The organism is Candidatus Leptovillus gracilis (assembly GCA_016716065.1).
GTDB lineage: Bacteria > Chloroflexota > Anaerolineae > Promineifilales > Promineifilaceae > Leptovillus > Leptovillus gracilis.
This window is the reverse complement of the sequence record JADJXA010000012.1, coordinates 180097-196713: the sequence shown is the minus strand read 5'-3', so window position 1 is coordinate 196713 and position 16617 is coordinate 180097. Positions and strand designations below refer to the sequence as shown.

Genomic DNA, 16617 nt, shown 5'->3' with positions numbered 1-16617 from the left:
GAAACCTTCCACATCACCTCCGATGAGCTGCTGACCTGGAACCAGATTTTTGCAATGGTCGCCAACGCCGCCGGTGTAGAGGCAAATATCATCCACATACCCTCGGACTTCATTGCCAGTTTTGATGCCGATTGGGGCGCGGGTTTGCTGGGCGATAAGACGCACAGCATGATCTTCGACAATAGCAAAATCAAACGAGTCGTGCCCGATTTTGTGGCGGCCATCCCTTTTGCGCAGGGCGTCAGAGAGATTTTGGCCTGGTACGATGCGGATCCGGCGCGGCAAGCCATTCATGTGGCTTTGGATCAACGCATGGACGATATTATCCGGGCTTATGAAGCAGCCTGGTCATAGGCAGAAGCGGGACAGCGGATTGGTAGGATTTTCGGATCCACTCCCTTGAAAATAGGAGCGCGGACGTCCCCCGCCCCGGCAGGCGAGACGCCTGCGCTCCCAGGGTTTTTATTCGTGGTGTTGGGTGCAGCCCACGCATGAAGTCTCCTTGACCGACTTCATCCGCCGATCCGGTAAATCTGTGTTCTCCGCCCTGCACACCCTTTGGCAGATTCATCTATGCCCAATCAACGCAACGTCGTCTATTCCACAGACCCCGCCTTTAAAAAACGCTGCCCGCGCTGCGGCAGCTTTCCTTGCCGCTGTCCGCAGCCAAAAAGCGCGCCGCCGGAGCAGCAAACGGCCGCCATCCGCCGCGAAAGCAAAGGGCGTGGTGGCAAAACGGTGACGGTGTGATCGTGAACGGCAGTCACGCCGGAGGATTTGAAGGAATTGAGCAAACAACTTAAGCAAAAATGTGGCGCGGGCGGGGCGATCAAAGAAGGCGTCATTGAAATTCAGGGCGACCACCGTGACAGCGTAGCTGCTGAACTGAAAAAGATGGGCTATAAGACAAAATTTGTCGGCGGCTGAGGAACGAACAGCGGCCAACGGATAACGGATGACGGATGACGGATAACAGGACAGGCTGTTCCCAACCACCGCCCGCCCACTTCCTGGGTGGGGTGGGGGCGTTGGTGTGGGATGGGGCGACGGGGCGCTATTTGCTGCTGCGCCGGGCGATGACGAAGGATTTTGCCGCCGGGATGTGGGAATGTGTCACCGGGCGGGTGGACCAGGGGGAGGGTTTTGAGGCGGCGGTACGGCGCGAGGTACAGGAAGAGGTTGGTCTGGACGTGACCCTGGAATATCTCTTGGGCACGACGCATTTTTACCGGGGAACGGCCGTACCTGCCAACGAACTGCTCGGTGTGGTTTATCTGTGTACGGTGCGCGGCGACCAGGCCATCCGCCTGAGCCATGAACACGATGCCTACCGCTGGGTAACGGCAGTTGAAGCCACCACCTTGCTCTCGGCCGACGATCCCAGCACCACCTGGGCCAGCCGGTTGATTGAGCGGGCGGAGGGGATACGGCCGTTTCTGTCCGATAATTTACGCCAATTCAACCGCGACCACGGCTTTGAACTGGGTTAATCACCACTTTAGAATGAAAATTAAATAGCATACGAAAGATTGGACAAATCTTCTGAGATTTGTCCAATCTAAACCTACCATGAATTCTGTAAGATCAGCAGCATAATTTGCGCGACCGTGACGTTGATGATAATTGCCAGGGGGAACATCAGCGTAAAGCCAACGGCCGGCAGCGTATTGCCCGTTTGCTCTTGGGCATAGTCCAGCACGGCCGGCTGCGGAGCCATCATGCCCGCCAGCAGGCTGTAAGGGATTTTTAGCAGCTTGTAACCGACCACCAGCGAAACAAACGTGGTTGTGATGATCAGCGCCGTGCCAACGGCAAAGATCAGCCAGCCTTCGCCGCCCAGGAAGGCTTGCAGCAGGGCGTACCCAGAGCGTACGCCGATGGCCGCCAGCAGCAAAATCAGGCCAAACTGGCGCAGCGTCAGATTGGCGCTGTAAGGCATGGTCCAAATGATGGACCCAGTGCGCCGCAGCGCCCCCAAAATCAGCGCCACCACCAGCGGCCCACCGGCCAGCCCCATCTGGAAACTGCCGCCGCCGGGCAGCGGAATCGGAATCAGCCCTAACAGCAGCCCCAGGGTAATGCCCAGACCAATTGTCAGCAGGTTGACATGGCTCAAGGTGGCGTAAGAATCGCCAAACATCTCGACCAGCGCCGGAATTTCTTCGTGGGGGGCCAGCACGCGAATGCGGTCGCCTAATTCCAACACACTGCTGCCCCCGGCCAGCATCTCCACGTCGCCGCGCCGCAGGTGGGAGACCAACGCGCCGTGAGTTTCCTTCAGGTTCAGGCTGGCGATGGGTTTGCCGACAATGGCCGGATTGGAGACAAACAGGCGGCGGCTTTCATAAACGGCGTGTTCGTGGACCAGGTTCTCCTCGGCTTCCACGCCAAAATCTGCTTCTACCTGGTCCATCGCGGCCACAGTCCCGGCGATGACGATCTGGTCGCCGGGGCGAAAGATTGTGTCGCCGCCGATGAGCAGAACTTCATCGGCGCGGTAGAGACGGCCAAAAAGCACATCCCAGTCGTGTTGGCGTTGCAGTTGGCGGAGAGGGGTTTGGGTAACGGCCGTTTCCGTCACCACAATCGTGCGATAGCCCAGTTCTTGGGCCACCGGGTACATTTTGCGCAAGCTGTACGCCTCGGCGGCAAAATCTACCCGCCACCACCGCATCGTCAGGGCGAGCACCAACATCCGTCCCAACACGCCCATGGGATAAACCACCGAAAAGCCGACCACCGCCTCGGCCAGCGCCGCGTCTGGCTGTGGCAGATTCACCCGTAGATAATCCAGCGCACTGGCTAACGCCGGTGTGTTGTTCGACTGGCCGGTGAACATGCCCGCCAGGCTGGCCGGGCTAAATTGCAGCGCCAGCCCAATGGGAAGCAGCAGCAGCGCCGGCAGCAGCAGACTGCCAATAATAAACAGCACCTCGCGCAGCCCCTCGCGTCGGAACTTGGCAAAAAAGCCCGGTCCATTGCTCAGGCCAATGGTGTAAACAAACAGCACCAACCCTAAATTCAGGTAAGCGTCAGGGATGTTCAGATTGCGGTCCAACGCGCCGAAAGCCAGGCCCACAAACAACACGGCCGCTACCCCCAACCGATTGCCCCAAAAGTTTACCTGCCCCAACCAATAGCCCAATGCGGCCACCAGAAACAGCAGCAGTAGCCCGTTGCTTTCCAAACAGGGATCGCGGTTCTGGTTACCTGGTCTTGCTGACATTCATGGCGCCACACGTAGTGTCCCCGGCGCCTGGGCGCCGGGACCTGAGCTACTACGATAGGGGTCAATCTTTCCACGCTTAAGACCGGCAGGCTGTCGAAAACCTGTCCGGTCTGAGCGGGACAATGGCCTATTCTTGATACATAGACTCGATTTCATTCTCGAAGTTCTGGTTGATGATGCGCCGCTTAATCTTCAGCGTCGGCGTCAGTTCGCCATCTTCGATGGTGAAATCGCGCGGCAGCACGCGGAAATCGCGCACCTGCTCGACGCGGGCAAAGTGGACATTGACGATTTCATCAATCCCTGTCTGCAAGGTCTCGCGCAGTTTGGGATGAGTGTGTAATTCCTGGGTGTTGATGCCGTGTTCGGCCGCAAATTTGTTGGCGGCGACGGGGTCCAGGGTGATGAGAGCTGTCAGGTAGCGCCGTTGTTCACCGATGACGACGGTGTTGGCCACCATGGGTACGTTCTTCAGGGCTGCTTCGATGTTCTTGGGGGCGATGTTTTTGCCGCCAGAAGTGATGATGATCTCTTTTTTGCGGCCGACAATGGTCAGGTAGCCATCTTCATCAAATTGGCCCAAGTCGCCGGAGTGCAGATAGCCATCGTATAGGGTCTCGGCGGTGGCCTCCGGTTCCTTGAAGTAGCCCATAAAGACATGGGGGCCTTTGACCAGGATTTCACCATCGCTGTCCAGAATGACTTCAGTGTTGGGCAGAACGCAGCCGACAGTGCCGATTTTGTTGGCGTGGGGCAGGTTGGTGGTGGTGGGGCCGCAATCTTCCGATTGGCCGTACAATTCAAACAGCGGGATGTCTACGTTGTTGAAGAAGGTAATGATGTCGGGCGAAATGGGGGCAGCGGCGGTGATCAAGAATTTGGCTCGACCCAGCCCTAGACCTTCTTTGATGGTGGAAAACACCAGTTTGTTTGCCAGGTTAAACTGAACAGCCAACAGACCGCTGGGTTCCTTGCCCTGCCGCTTCAGGGCAGAGGCTTGTTCGCCAACTTTCAGCGCCCAGCCGGCGATTTTGGCTTTGGCCCCGGTCGCTTCGCCCAATTTGGCAGCGACGCCATCACGGAAACGTTCCCAGATGCGCGGCACGCCAAAGACCAGCGTGGGTTGCACTTCGCGGAAGTTTTCGTTGAGGTGGTCCTGCGGCGGATACTGCGCGTAGTAAACCTGGTAGCCAACGATGGTGGGTCGGTGGATGGTAAACATCTGTTCGGCAATGTGGGAGAGGGGCAGGTAGGAAATGACCGAATCGGTGGACGTAATGCCCAGCAGACTGGCGGCCAATTGGGCGGTAAAGACCAGATTGTTGTGCGAAAGCATCACCCCTTTTGGCGGGCCGGTAGTGCCAGACGTGTAGATCAGTTGGGCCAACTTGTCGGGCCGCAGGCTGTTGAGTCGTTCGTCAACCTGGTCATCGCTGACACTGCTGCCCTGCGCCAGAAAAGCTTCCCAGGTGAGGACGAGGGGGTCGTCTACGCTGGCGCCTTTCATGAGAATGACTTTTTGCAGGTCGGGCAAGTCGGCGCGCTTCTGGTTGATTTTTTGCCATTGGCTTTCATCTTCTACCAGGACAAACGGGGCTTCGGAGTGGTGGACGATGTATTGGACTTCGCTGGGGGAATTGGAGGTGTAGATGCCGGAGGCGTGCCCCCCAGCCAACATTCCAGCCAGGTTAAAGATGGTCCATTCCGGCCGGTTGAAGCCAAGAATGCAGACGCCCTGGCCTGGCTGATAACCCAGGGCAATGAGGGACTTGGCGGCCTGGCGCACTTCGGCCAGATATTCCTGCCAGGTGGTAGGCACCCAATGATCGGTGGCCTTGACGAAATAGGCAGGGGCATTGGCTCGTTTACGGCCGTTTTCGTGCAGTCGGTGCAGAACGGTATCCACGGTCATCTGTCTTCTCCTAATTTGTGGGGTTGAATTGGGTAAGCGGGTAAGGCGCGAGGCAAACAAAATAGAACACAGGGAATCGGTATATGATTTTCCGGTGGCTCATCAAATGCTTGCAAAGTGCTCAACCCGTTCCGTTGGACTGATAAAGTTTGTGCGTCAGGTCAAAATTGTTATGGGAATACCACGCCTATTTCCAATGTATCATAACCTGTGTCAATAGGCAATTTATCTCTCCGAACTAACAGCAATTCTCAATTTGCCCTGGTGTGCTAGTAGGGGCGGGACGGCGCGAACAGGTAACAGCCGCAGCGAACAGCATTTTCCCGCGCCGTCTCGCCCAATGGGACCCAAAGAGGGCGAGACAGGCGGTGTCAGGCATTGGTGATGGGCAAGATGCTGTCCTGCCCTGCGGCTGGGTTTTAAATTGAGAATTGCTGCCGAACTAAATAGGTTGTGGGAAAAGTTCAACTTCTCCGCAGAAGTTGAACTTTTGCATGGGTACAATAGGTGCAGGAATTGGGGGTTGATTGTCAGCCGCCGGACCACTGCGCCAGGGCATTGTAATTGTAACCGCCCAAATAGGCGCCACCGACCCAACCGGTACGGCCGTCTAACAGACGAATTTGCACCCATCCACTGCTGCGATAGCCGGTCAGGTTCACCAACTGACCGCCGGACACGTAGGTAAAGGGTTCAAATTCCGCGCCCGGTCCGCTGCGCACATTTAGGGCGCGGGCATTGATCACCGTTGCCGTCAATGATCCACTGGGACTGGTGGGTGTTGTCGTCGGGCTGGAGGGAACTGCGCCGCCGGATTGGGGTTGAACCACCAACCGGGCTTCGGCCAGACCCACATCCTCAAAGAACTCCAGGCGCAGTGTGGTCGAACCGCCCGGCAGATTGATCACATTGGCCCACTCTTTCACCTGATAATAATCGCGCCACTCGTCAATGATGAGCTGGTCGTTGACCCACAAGCGCGTGCCGCCTTCGACAAAGGTGGTGAAGCGATAAGAGCCGGCCGGCAGGTTGGCTGTTGTTGTCCAGCGCACCGAGAAGCGGTCGGCGTTGACGACGTTGGGCAGCGGTGAACTGGAACCCCAAATAATGTTGATTCCAGGGTCCTGGCGCACCAGCGCCGGGCTGCCTTCCAGGTTGGTGTTGTTGTAGTAAGAACCGGTCCAGGGTGGGATGGCGGCTACGGCCGTTGGCGGTGTCGTACTTCCAGTCGTTGCGGCTGTTTTCACCCAACTTAGCTGGGCGACGGCCGTGTCGCGGTTTTCGTAATACTCCATCTTCACCGGCACACCACCACCGGGCAGAGTCACCTCAGCCGAAAAAGAGGCCAGAGTCTGGTCTTGCCAGCGGTCAATCAGCAGTTGGTTATTCACCCACAGCCGCACGCCGTCATCGGTGGTGGTGGTGAAGCGATACACGCCCGCCTCCAGCGGCAGTGTGCGCGTCCAACGGACGGAAAATTCGTCGCCGTTGATGCTGTCGGCCGGTTTGCCTGTGCCCCAGTTAAAGTTGATGGCGGCGTCATCGCGCACCAGCGTGGGCTGACCGAACAACGTCTTGTTGTTGAAATATTCGCCGCGCCAGTTCGCCGTGCTGCCGCCCACCAGCCCCCAAGACAATTGGGCGATAGCTCCCCCGGTGGCTTCGTAATACTCCACCTTCAACTGGTGGTCGCCGGCCGCCAGATACACATCGGCGGTGATGGTGTGGGCCTGGCTGTCGTTCCAGGAATTGATGACCTGGGCGTCGTTCACCCATAGGCGCAGCCCATCGTCCATCGTGGCCGTGAAGCGATACACCCCAGACGTGGCAAAGTTGACGCTGCGCGTCCAGCGGACCGAAAAATTATCTGCCAGCACCGGGTAGCCCGGTGATTCATCGTTCCATACATGGTCCAGGCTGCTTTCATCGCGCACCAGCACCGGGTCGCCCGCTAGATCGCGGTTGTTCCAATAAGAGGCGCGCCATTTGTCGTCGGCGGCTTGTATGCTGGTGGCGCGGGCAAATATGAGGACCGCCAATCCCAGCAGCAGGTAACCCAACCGGGTTCTTTGAGGATGGTTTGTTTTTGGCATGTTTAGACTCCTTTTTAGTCCTGACAGGCTGGGGACAGCCTGCCAGACCTGGCAGCCTGTCGGAAAAGTAAAAATTGATACACAGATGACACGGATTTAACGGATTTTCTGGTGATTTATCTGTTAAAATCCGTCCTATCCGTCCTATCCGTCCTATCCGTCCTATCCGTTCAATCCGTTCAATCCGTGTACCTATCTTGGGTTCTCCGACAACCTGCTAGCTCTTATAGCACATTATGCTGATATTATACGCTGTTTAGGCGGCTGGATAACGGCCGTTTGTTGTACGTTCCGCAGCCGCTCTTGCGTTGAAAATAGTTTGCACATATTTTGTTAAGATATATTCATGATTTTGGATTGATTTAAGCCAGTAATCATGTTACAGTAAACGCCTATGTGAAAAACGGCACAACCAACAAGGAAAAGCAGCGCATGAGCATGGTACAGATTGAGCAGTTGAGTAAATTTTTCAGCGAGGGTGGCCAACAGCGCCAGGTGTTGGATCGGGTGAACGCGACAGTTGAAGAGGGGCAGTTTGTGGCGCTGCTGGGGCGCAGCGGCAGCGGCAAAAGCACGCTGCTCAACCTGATCAGCGGTATCGAAAAGCCCGACGGCGGCGACGTGGGCATCAACGGTGTTACCATCACCCAACTGCGCGAACGGGAGCGAACCCTGTTCCGGCGCGACCATATTGGCTTTATCTTCCAATTTTTTAATCTCATTCCAACGCTGACCGTGTTAGAGAACGTGACGCTGCCGCAGGAGTTGGCGGGCAAAAAGGCAACGGCCGTCGCCCTCCATGCCCTCCAACTGCTGGACGAGGTAGGGCTGGCCGACCGGCGACGCCTTCCCGGACAAATTGTCCGGCGGCGAGCAGCAGCGGGTGGCGATTGCCCGCGCCCTGGCCCATAACCCGCTGCTGGTGCTGGCCGATGAACCCACCGGCAACCTGGACGAGGAGACGGGTGAAAAAGTCCTGAACCTGCTCATCAGCCTGACACGCGGCGCGGGCAAGACGCTGATCATGGCGACCCACAACCCAGAGATTGTGCCCTTTGCCGACCGGGTGATGGATGTGCATAACGGCCGTTTGGAAGAACGTGAGCCGTGAGCCGTAAACGGAACACGGCTTACGAAAAAGTCCCCCCTATGAACCTCCCCTCTAATCTCCCCCTCTTCCGCCTCGGCTGGCGGCGCTTGAAGCGACGGCCGTTGCAGTACATCCTGCTGATCATCGGCGTCGCCATCGGCGTGGCGATGATGGTCAGCATAGACCTGGCGAATGGCAGCGCCCAACGCGCCTTCCAGCTTTCCACCGACGCCATCGCCGGCAAAACCACCCACCGCCTGGTTGGACCACCAACGGGGTTTGATGAGGAGGTGTATGCACGACTTAAGACGAGGAATGGGGAAAACTGTCAATCGTCAATCGTCAACTGCCAATGGTCAACGATTGCCGCGCCGATTGTCGAGGATTATCTGACTGTGCCGGAGCTGAACGGACAGGTGATGCGGTTGATGGGCATTGATCCCTTTGCCGGGCCGCCATTTCGGAATTATTTTGCAGCGCAAGAAGGTAGTGACGCAGCGGGAAGCGGTCTGGAGGGATTGGCAGCCTTTTTAACCATTCCCAACAGCGTCATTTTATCGCAGGCGGTGGCCGATGCGGCCGGGCTGGCCCTGGGCGACGCCATCACCCTGAACCGCTCCGGGCAGCAAACGCCAGCCACCATCGTTGGCCTGCTCCAGCCAGGCGACGATGTGAGCCGCCGCGCCCTGGACGGCATCATTTTTACCGACATCGCCTCGGCGCAAGAGATTTTCGGCCTGGTCGGCAAACTCAGCCGCATTGATTTGATCGCCGTTGACGCGGCGGCGCTGGCTCCGGTGGAAGCGCTGCTGACGCCCGGTTTGCGCCTGGAAACGGCCGCGGCCCGCAGCAACGCCATCCAACAAATGACCGCCGCCTTTGAGCTGAACCTTTCGGCGCTCAGTTTGTTGGCGCTGGTGGTCGGCATGTTCCTTATTTACAATACGGTGACGTTTAGCGTGGTCCAGCGACGGCCGTTATTCGGTATTTTGCGCTGTTTGGGCGTTACCAGTGGGCAGTTGTTCAGCCTGATTTTGGTTGAAGCGGCCGTGTTGGCCCTGATTGGCTCGGTGTTGGGGCTGGTCTTGGGCGTCGTCTTAGGGCGGGGCATCGTCGGCCTCATCACCCAAACCATCAACGATTTTTATTTTGTCGTCAACGTGCGCGGCGTAGACGTGCCGCCCTTTACGCTGGTCAAAGGGTTGGTGGTGGGCGTGGCGGCGGCGCTGTTTGCCGCCCTGCTGCCAGCCTGGGAAGCAATGCGCACCGCGCCCAACGCCTCGCTCAAACGCTCCACCCTGGAGAGCCGCACGCGGGCGCTGTTACCCTGGCTCGTCGTCGCCTGGCTGGTGTTGACTGTGTTGGGCGTGCTGCTGCTGTGGGTGCGTGGCAATCTGGTACTCACCTTTGGCGGGCTGTTTGCTGTGCTGATTGGCGCGGCACTGCTGACACCGCCGCTGACGGTCTTGGCAATGCACCTGGTGACGCCGCTGTCGCAGCGGTTGGTTGGTGTGTTGGGGCGGATGGCCCCGCGTGACATCGTCCGTTCGCTCAGCCGGACGTCGGTGGCGGTGGCGGCGTTGATGACGGCCGTTTCCGTGGTCATTGGCGTTTCGATTATGATCGGCTCCTTCCGCGGCACGGTGGAGCAGTGGCTTGGCCAGACCTTGCAGGCTGACATTTTTATCTCGCCCCCGGCGCTGACGGCCAATCGCGCTTATGGTGTGCTGCCGCCGGAAGTGGTGGCCCAATTCGGCGCCTGGCCCGGCGTGGATCAGGTGGTCACGGCGCGGCAGGTGCAGGTGGACGCGCCAGAGTTAGGCCGCCTGGTGGAGCTGGTGGCTGTGGATGGCGACGTGTCGGCGGGCAACCGGCCTTACGCCTGGGTTTCTGGCGACAAAACGACGTTGTGGCCGCGTCTGACGGCTGGCGACGGGGTCATCGTCTCGGAGGCGCTGGCGCTCAAGGAAAATTGGCCCACTCCACCGCCGCCGATTGTGCTGCAAACGGCCGTTGGCCCGCGCAGTTTCCCGGTCATCGCCATCTTTTACGACTACGCTTCTGACCAGGGAACCATCATGATGGGACAGGCGCTTTACCGCGCGTTGTGGCAAGACGAGGCGGTGGTAAGCATGGGCCTCTTCTTGCCAGCCGGGGCGGATGTGGATGGGGTGGTGGAGGAGATGGCGACGGCCGTCGCCGGTCGGCAAGACGTTCTTATTCAATCCAACCGCGCTCTGCGCGCCGGGTCGCTGGAAATTTTCGACCGCACGTTTGCCATCACCGCTGCGCTGCGGCTGCTGGCGATTGTCGTGGCCTTTATCGGCGTGTTGAGCGCCTTGATGAGCCTGCAGCTAGAGCGCAGCCGCGAATTGGGCGTGCTGCGGGCCACCGGCATGACGGTGCGCCAGTTGTGGGGGCTTACCTTCCTGGAGACAGGGCTGATGGGCGCGGTGGCTGGTCTGCTGGCGATTCCGGTGGGCTACGTGTTGGCCTGGATTCTCATTTACGTTATCAATGTGCGCTCGTTTGGCTGGACGCTGCAAATGCAGTTGGAACCGGCCTATTTCTTGCAAGGGGTGGTGGTGGCGGTTGGCGCGGCGCTGCTGGCGGCCGTGTATCCGTCGTTGAAGTTGGGCGGGATGGTGGTGGCAACGGCCGTGCGCGAGGAGTAAGACTGGAGATTGGGTGGCGTGTTATAATGGCGGCATGTTCCGAGTGGAGGTCAAGTGATGCAAACGTTTATTGCAGTGATTGAAAAGTGTCCGGATACAGGTTTATATGTGGGCTACGTGCCTAATTTCCCCGGCGCCCATACACAAGCCGAATCGTTGGATGAGCTTCATGTCAATTTACAGGAAGTCATTGCCATGTTGTTAGAAGACGGCGAGCCGATTTTGGAAACCGAATTCGTCGGTACGCAGGCCGTGGTTCACACATTCAATATCGTCATCCAGACGGCCGTGGTACCACTGTCCCTTTCCATGCCGGACGCGGTATTTCGCCCATCTTGCTGCGTCAGGTTGCGAAAGATATTGATATGACGGTAGACGATTTCCTTAGTTACCGTTGAGGGAAATATGCTCAACAATGCCAGCACACGGCGTCTTACTCTTGCTTTTGTTCTGTTAGCCCTTATCGTGGGCGGGCTGTTCTTGTGGCGACAACCTGCGCCACAGGCCACCGCCCAGGCCTCCCTGCTGCCCCTGCTCAGCCAGACCGATACGGCCGGCTTCGCCCGCGCCACCGAAGCCAACGCCATCCAATTCCCCCGCGACCTCGGTCCCCACCCGGACTACCAGACCGAGTGGTGGTATTACACCGGCAATTTAGAGGGGGCAGACGGCCGTCTCTTCGGCTACCAGTTCACCATCTTCCGCCGCGCCCTCACCCCTGCCACTCCGCACGCCGCCCTCCCCAATCCGCAATCTGATTGGCGCACCAACCAAATCTACCTATCCCACTTCACCCTCTCCGACGTCGCCAACGGCGACTTTTACCCCCACGAACGCTTCAGCCGGGGCGCGGCCGGGCTGGCCGGGGCGCAGGCCGAACCCTACCAGGTCTGGCTGGAAGATTGGACCATCAGCGAAGTTGCGCCCGGCGAGGTGCGTTTGCAGGCCGATGGCGGTGACGTGGCCCTGGACCTGACACTGACGCAAACCATGCCGCCGGTGCTGCACGGCGACGGTGGCCTCAGTCCCAAAGGCGAAGAGCCGGGCAACGCTTCCTATTATTACTCCATCATTCGTCAGGAAACGGCCGGTACAATCCGCATCGGCGAAGAACTGTTCGACGTGATCGGCTTAAGCTGGAAAGACCACGAATACTCCACCAGCGCCCTCAGCGCTGACGCAGTGGGCTGGGATTGGTTTTCGCTGCAACTGGACAATGGCGGTGGGTTGATGCTCTTCCAGATTCGTAACGCCGACGGCAGCCTGGAACCATTTTCCAGCGGCAGTTATATCGCCCCAGATGGAACCATCACCCATCTAGCGCTGGCCGATTTTACGATTGCGGTGTTGGATACCTGGCTCAGTCCGACCAGCGGCGGGGAATATCCGGCCGGCTGGCGTATCTCTATCCCGAAACTGGCGCTGGAATTGGAAGGACGGCCGCTGCTGCCCAACCAGGAACTGAACGTCTCCACCACTTACTGGGAAGGCGCTGTCGAATTCAGCGGTACACTGGCGGGTGCGCCGGTGACGGCCAGGGGATATGTGGAATTGACGGGCTATGCGGGGAGTATGAACGGCCGTATTTAGAACTGTGCTACAATTTAGCGCGATTGGATTGGTACACAGGAAGTTGACGCCTGGAGGCTCTTATGGCAATGCAAGCCGTAGCAGAACAAACCCAATTAGAAACAGACGCCTTAATCACCGGTGAAGAATTGTTGGAAATGGGGGATATGGGGCCATGCGAATTGGTCGAGGGGAGGATTGTGCCGATGAGTCCGACGAAGATACAGCACGGCCGTTTTGAATATAAATTAGCTCGTTTGCTGGGCGACTTTGTGGCTGAAAACAACCTGGGTGAAATCATGGTGGGCGAAGTGGGCATCTACGTCCAGCGCGATCCCGACACCATCCGCGCCGCCGACATCCTGTTCATCTCTCACGAACGGCTGGCCCAGGCATCGCCCAATTCTTTTCTCGACGTGCCCCCAGAACTGGTGGTCGAAATTTTATCCCCCTCCGACCGCTGGAATGACGTGCGGCGCAAATTACGTGAATATTTCGCCGCCGGCGTGAACGTGGTGCTGATTATTGAACCAGACGAGCAAACCGTGTCTGTTTACCGCGCCCCGACGGCGTTGCAGGAATTGACGGGCACGGCCGTTCTCACCCTCGATGACATCTTGCCCGGCTTCCGTTGTGTGGTAGCCGATCTATTTGCCAGTTAACCCGACAAACTTATGACCCAACCTTACGGCAGCCAGAGCATGGTCGCCCCCTTGCAAACGGTTTTGGTGCGCCGCCCGGATGAAGCCTTTGGCGGCGCTGACCCAGAGAAATGGCATTACGCGGCACGGCCGTTTTTGCCCACCGCCCAACAAGAACACGATGCCTTCGTCCGCCATCTCCAGGATGCCGGGGCCAAAGTCGTCTATCACTCCAGCCCTTTGCCCGACCACGCCGACGCCATGTTTGTCCACGACCCGGCCATCGTTTGTGACCGGGGCGCGATCATCTTGCGCATGGGCAAGGCGCTGCGGCGCGGCGAAGAAGAGGCGATGGCCCAGCAGTTGGCGCAGATGGGCGTGCCCATCCATTACCGGCTGCATGGCGGTGCCCTGGCCGAAGGCGGCGATTTGCTCTGGGTAGACGAGCGCACCCTGGCTGTCGGGCAGGGCTTCCGCACCAATGCCGAAGGGCTGCGCCAACTCCAGGAAGCCTTGCCGGAGGTGGACATTGTGCCGGTGCAACTGCCATATTATCAGGGGCCGGAAGCGTGTCTGCACCTCATGTCTTTTATCAGCATTGTGGACAGCGATCTGGCGGTAGTCTACCCGCCGTTCATGCCTGTGCCCCTGTGGCAGATGCTTGCGGCGCGTGGCTTTCGCTTTGTAGCCGTGCCGGAGGCGGAGTTTTTGATGATGGGGCCGAATGTGCTGGCAATTAAACCAGGGCTGTGCCTGATGCTGGCGGGCAATCCCATCACACAGCGGCGGTTGGAAGCGGCCGGCTGTGTTGTCCTCACCTATCAGGGTGACGAGATTTCGCTGAAAGCCGAAGGCGGCGCGACCTGCCTGACGCGCCCGGTTTGGCGGAGGAATAGATGATCAACGAAGCTTTGCATAATCCCCACCTGGCGGGTGAATCCTTTTTTTGGCCGGCCGGCCCGGTTGGCGTGCTGCTGCTGCATGGTCTGACGGCGACCACGGCCGAAGTGCGCCCCATCGCCGGATACCTGCACCAACGCGGCTACACTGTCACCGGGCCGCTGCTGCCTGGGCATGGCACAAAGCCGGAGGACCTGAACCATGTTACCTGGGGCGATTGGGTGGAAACGGCCGTTGCTACTTATCACCACCTGCTCACTCTGTGCGACAGGGTTTTTGTCGGTGGTGAATCCACCGGGGCAGTGATTGCCCTGTATCTGGCCAGCCGCTACCCGGAAATCGCCGGGGTGCTGAACTATGCCCCGGCGATCAAACTGGCCGCCTCTCCCCAAGACGTGCTGCGCCTGTATGCCGCCGCGCCCTTCATCGAATTTGTGCCCAAAGAATCGTTGGATGGCAGTGACTTGTGGCAGGGGTATCCTGTGAACCCGCTGCGTGGGGCGATGGAGCTGCTGCGTTTGGGGCGTGAAGTGCGTCGCCGTCTGGGCCGCATCACGCAGCCGGTGTTGGTGGTACAGGGCCGCCACGATACGACGATTGACCCGGCCGCCGGGCAAATCATCCTGGATGGCGTTTCGTCGGAGGTCAAGGAGCTGGTGTGGATGGCAAATTCGTCGCATGTGGTGGCGCTTGACCAGGAGTGGGAAGCAGTGGCGGCGCTGACATTGGACTTTATGGAGCGGGTGATGTGAAAAACCTCATTAGAATCGAAGAGCTGCTGCTGGCCGTGTTGGCCTTCTATCTCTTTCTTGGTCTCGACTACGCCTGGTGGTGGTTTCCCGTTTTATTTTTGCTGCCCGATCTCAGCATGATAGGTTATCTGCTGGGGCCGAGGGTAGGCGCATGGACTTACAACGTTGTACATCATAAAGGTGTGGCTGTCGCCCTGTTTGTCTTGGGTGGTTATGGGCAGGTTCCCTGGCTGCAACTGGTGGGGTTGATTCTATTGGGACATTCCTGCCTGGATCGGGTGTTCGGCTATGGTTTGAAGTATACCGATTCGTTCCAACATACCCATTTAGGCCAGATTGGTCGTGGGGGAGCTGGGTGAGCGCGTGAATGAGATGTTATTGGCTGCGAGTTGGGCGGCTTCTGGGCAGTTTGTGGGCGGCGACCCGACGTTGTTGGGCTGGCTGACGACGGCCGTATACCTGCTAACGGCCGTTCTCTGTTTCCTGTGCGCCCTCTCTGTCAGACAAATCTTCCCCAACACCGACCCGCGCCCTCATGGGCTGATTTGGGCTGGGCTGGCTTTGGCGCTCTTGTTTCTGGGCCTCAATAAGCAGCTCGATTTACAAACCTGGTTTACGTCCACCATCAAAGGCATCGCCTGGGAGCAGGGCTGGTACGAATACGGCCAGCGGGCGCAGGTGCTTTTTTTGCTCGTTTTTGCTGCTGTTGGTCTGGTTGTGGTGGTGGTAATTGGCTGGAGCGTGCGTCGGTATTGGCGCAATTACATATTTCTCTTGTTGGGATTGGTGGCGATTTTGCGTTTCGTCGGTGTGCGCATCGCCTCGTTTTACGGGATTTATCTGCCCGAATTGTCACGTTTTACGGGTGGCATCCGCATTAACTGGCTGCTAGAACTCATCGGCGCCCTCCTCATCGCTGCGGCCGCGTTGGTGAACCTGCGCCGCCGCGCCAACTAACGGGAGCATTTCAACGTTGAATAATTCTATGCATTCGGTTTATCGGGTCGCGCTGCCGTTGGTGGGTCTGCTTCTCCTGCTTGTCGTCTCCCTCAGCCTCAATGTTATCCTGGTGAAGCGCTTCCGCCATGTTTACCGGGAATTGAGCCGGGTGACATTAAATCCTCTGGGTTTAGATCAATTTAGGGCAGCGGCGGATGCCGGGACCGAGGCCAGAGATGGCAGGCTTGTCTTGTTTTATGGCGATTCGCGGGCGGCGGCCTGGCCTGTCCCGCCAGAAGTCGGCGCGTTTGTGTTTGTGAATCGGGGGTTGGATGGGCAAACGGCCGTGCAAAGCAATTTGCGCTACGAAACCCACGCTGCTCCAGTGCAGCCCGACGTGGTGGTGGTGCAGGTAGGCATCAACGATTTGCGCGTTATCCCGGCGCTGCCGGCCGAGCAGGCGGCGATTGTGGCCGCCACCACCGGCAACATCCGCCAGATCGTGGCAAAAGCTGCCGCCGATGGCGCGGTGGTGGTGCTGACGACCATTTTCCCGGTGCAAACCCCGCCGCTGCTGGAAAGAATGTACTGGTCGGCGGAGGTGGAAACGGCCGTGCAAACCGTCAACGACGCCCTGCGCACCCTGGCCGCCGACAACGTCATCATCCTGGACGCCCACGCCTTGCTGGCCGATGACAATGGCGCGCTGCGCGACGAGTATGCCGCTGACTATCTGCATCTCAACGCCGCCGGCTACCACCGCCTCAACGAGGCGTTGACCACTCTCCTGGCAGAGCTGTACTTGACAAGGTGACAT

14 protein-coding genes and 3 pseudogenes are annotated in these 16617 nt (G+C 58.6%); 14 read left to right on the top strand and 3 right to left on the bottom strand.

Annotation, left to right across the window (positions count from 1 at the left end):
* The 3 genes and pseudogenes from IPM39_22810 to IPM39_22800 form a co-directional block, all read left to right on the top strand.
* The coding region (locus IPM39_22810; GenBank protein ID MBK8988868.1) for an NAD-dependent dehydratase at positions 1 to 354 on the top strand (354 nt) is incomplete at its 5' end.
* Positions 355 to 573: 219 nt separating this feature from the next.
* Positions 574 to 927 (top strand): annotated as a pseudogene (locus IPM39_22805) (stress response translation initiation inhibitor YciH).
* Positions 928 to 962: 35 nt separating this feature from the next.
* Positions 963 to 1490: an NUDIX domain-containing protein gene (locus IPM39_22800; protein MBK8988867.1), complete on the top strand. Its 528-nt coding sequence runs from the start codon at positions 963 to 965 to the stop codon at positions 1488 to 1490.
* Positions 1491 to 1564: 74 nt separating this feature from the next.
* Here the strand turns inward: IPM39_22800 and IPM39_22795 are convergent, their stop codons facing one another.
* From IPM39_22795 to IPM39_22785, 3 genes are all read right to left on the bottom strand, one after another.
* A complete protein-coding gene (locus IPM39_22795) occupies positions 1565 to 3226 on the bottom strand; it encodes a transporter (GenBank protein MBK8988866.1) in 1662 nt (553 codons plus the stop codon).
* 130 nt (positions 3227 to 3356) lie between these two features.
* The gene (locus IPM39_22790; protein MBK8988865.1) at positions 3357 to 5141 is read right to left on the bottom strand and encodes an AMP-binding protein; all 1785 of its coding nucleotides are present in this window, start codon (positions 5139 to 5141) and stop codon (positions 3357 to 3359) included.
* Positions 5142 to 5671: 530 nt separating this feature from the next.
* Positions 5672 to 7234: an SH3 domain-containing protein gene (locus IPM39_22785; protein MBK8988864.1), complete on the bottom strand. Its 1563-nt coding sequence runs from the start codon at positions 7232 to 7234 to the stop codon at positions 5672 to 5674.
* A 432-nt stretch (positions 7235 to 7666) separates the two neighbouring features.
* Here IPM39_22785 and IPM39_22780 point away from each other — a divergent pair.
* The 11 genes and pseudogenes from IPM39_22780 (at position 7667) to IPM39_22730 (ending at position 16614) form a co-directional block, all read left to right on the top strand.
* A pseudogene (locus IPM39_22780) lies at positions 7667 to 8345 on the top strand (ABC transporter ATP-binding protein).
* A 38-nt stretch (positions 8346 to 8383) separates the two neighbouring features.
* Complete coding sequence (locus IPM39_22775; GenBank protein ID MBK8988863.1) at positions 8384 to 10999, top strand: ABC transporter permease; 2616 nt, start codon at positions 8384 to 8386, stop codon at positions 10997 to 10999.
* A 57-nt stretch (positions 11000 to 11056) separates the two neighbouring features.
* A pseudogene (locus IPM39_22770) lies at positions 11057 to 11257 on the top strand (type II toxin-antitoxin system HicB family antitoxin).
* Complete coding sequence (locus tag IPM39_22765) at positions 11233 to 11397, top strand: type II toxin-antitoxin system HicA family toxin (protein ID MBK8988862.1); 165 nt, start codon at positions 11233 to 11235, stop codon at positions 11395 to 11397. Before IPM39_22770 ends, IPM39_22765 begins: the two are co-directional and overlap by 25 nt.
* A 7-nt stretch (positions 11398 to 11404) precedes the next feature.
* Positions 11405 to 12589, top strand: coding sequence for a hypothetical protein (locus IPM39_22760; protein MBK8988861.1), 1185 nt, complete (start codon positions 11405 to 11407; stop codon positions 12587 to 12589).
* A 62-nt stretch (positions 12590 to 12651) separates the two neighbouring features.
* Complete coding sequence (locus IPM39_22755; protein MBK8988860.1) at positions 12652 to 13230, top strand: Uma2 family endonuclease; 579 nt, start codon at positions 12652 to 12654, stop codon at positions 13228 to 13230.
* Positions 13231 to 13242: 12 nt separating this feature from the next.
* Positions 13243 to 14109, top strand: a complete 867-nt coding sequence (locus tag IPM39_22750) for an amidinotransferase (protein MBK8988859.1) — start codon at positions 13243 to 13245, stop codon at positions 14107 to 14109.
* Positions 14106 to 14861: an alpha/beta fold hydrolase gene (locus IPM39_22745; protein ID MBK8988858.1), complete on the top strand. Its 756-nt coding sequence runs from the start codon at positions 14106 to 14108 to the stop codon at positions 14859 to 14861. The genes IPM39_22750 and IPM39_22745 overlap by 4 nt, the downstream gene beginning before the upstream one ends.
* The gene (locus IPM39_22740) at positions 14858 to 15220 is read left to right on the top strand and encodes a DUF4260 domain-containing protein (protein ID MBK8988857.1); all 363 of its coding nucleotides are present in this window, start codon (positions 14858 to 14860) and stop codon (positions 15218 to 15220) included. Before IPM39_22745 ends, IPM39_22740 begins: the two co-directional genes overlap by 4 nt.
* Before the next feature lie 4 nt (positions 15221 to 15224).
* Complete coding sequence (locus IPM39_22735) at positions 15225 to 15818, top strand: hypothetical protein (protein MBK8988856.1); 594 nt, start codon at positions 15225 to 15227, stop codon at positions 15816 to 15818.
* A gap of 16 nt (positions 15819 to 15834) precedes the next feature.
* Positions 15835 to 16614: an SGNH/GDSL hydrolase family protein gene (locus IPM39_22730; GenBank protein ID MBK8988855.1), complete on the top strand. Its 780-nt coding sequence runs from the start codon at positions 15835 to 15837 to the stop codon at positions 16612 to 16614.
* Positions 16615 to 16617 lie beyond the last annotated feature (3 nt).

Coding starts and splice junctions, on each gene's coding strand:
- IPM39_22800 (MBK8988867.1), top strand. CDS start 963: ATGACGGATAACAGGACAGGCTGTTCCCAACCACCGCCCGCCCACTTC.
- IPM39_22795 (MBK8988866.1), bottom strand. CDS start 3,226: ATGTCAGCAAGACCAGGTAACCAGAACCGCGATCCCTGTTTGGAAAGC.
- IPM39_22790 (MBK8988865.1), bottom strand. CDS start 5,141: ATGACCGTGGATACCGTTCTGCACCGACTGCACGAAAACGGCCGTAAA.
- IPM39_22785 (MBK8988864.1), bottom strand. CDS start 7,234: ATGCCAAAAACAAACCATCCTCAAAGAACCCGGTTGGGTTACCTGCTG.
- IPM39_22775 (MBK8988863.1), top strand. CDS start 8,384: ATGAACCTCCCCTCTAATCTCCCCCTCTTCCGCCTCGGCTGGCGGCGC.
- IPM39_22760 (MBK8988861.1), top strand. CDS start 11,405: ATGCTCAACAATGCCAGCACACGGCGTCTTACTCTTGCTTTTGTTCTG.
- IPM39_22755 (MBK8988860.1), top strand. CDS start 12,652: ATGGCAATGCAAGCCGTAGCAGAACAAACCCAATTAGAAACAGACGCC.
- IPM39_22750 (MBK8988859.1), top strand. CDS start 13,243: ATGACCCAACCTTACGGCAGCCAGAGCATGGTCGCCCCCTTGCAAACG.
- IPM39_22745 (MBK8988858.1), top strand. CDS start 14,106: ATGATCAACGAAGCTTTGCATAATCCCCACCTGGCGGGTGAATCCTTT.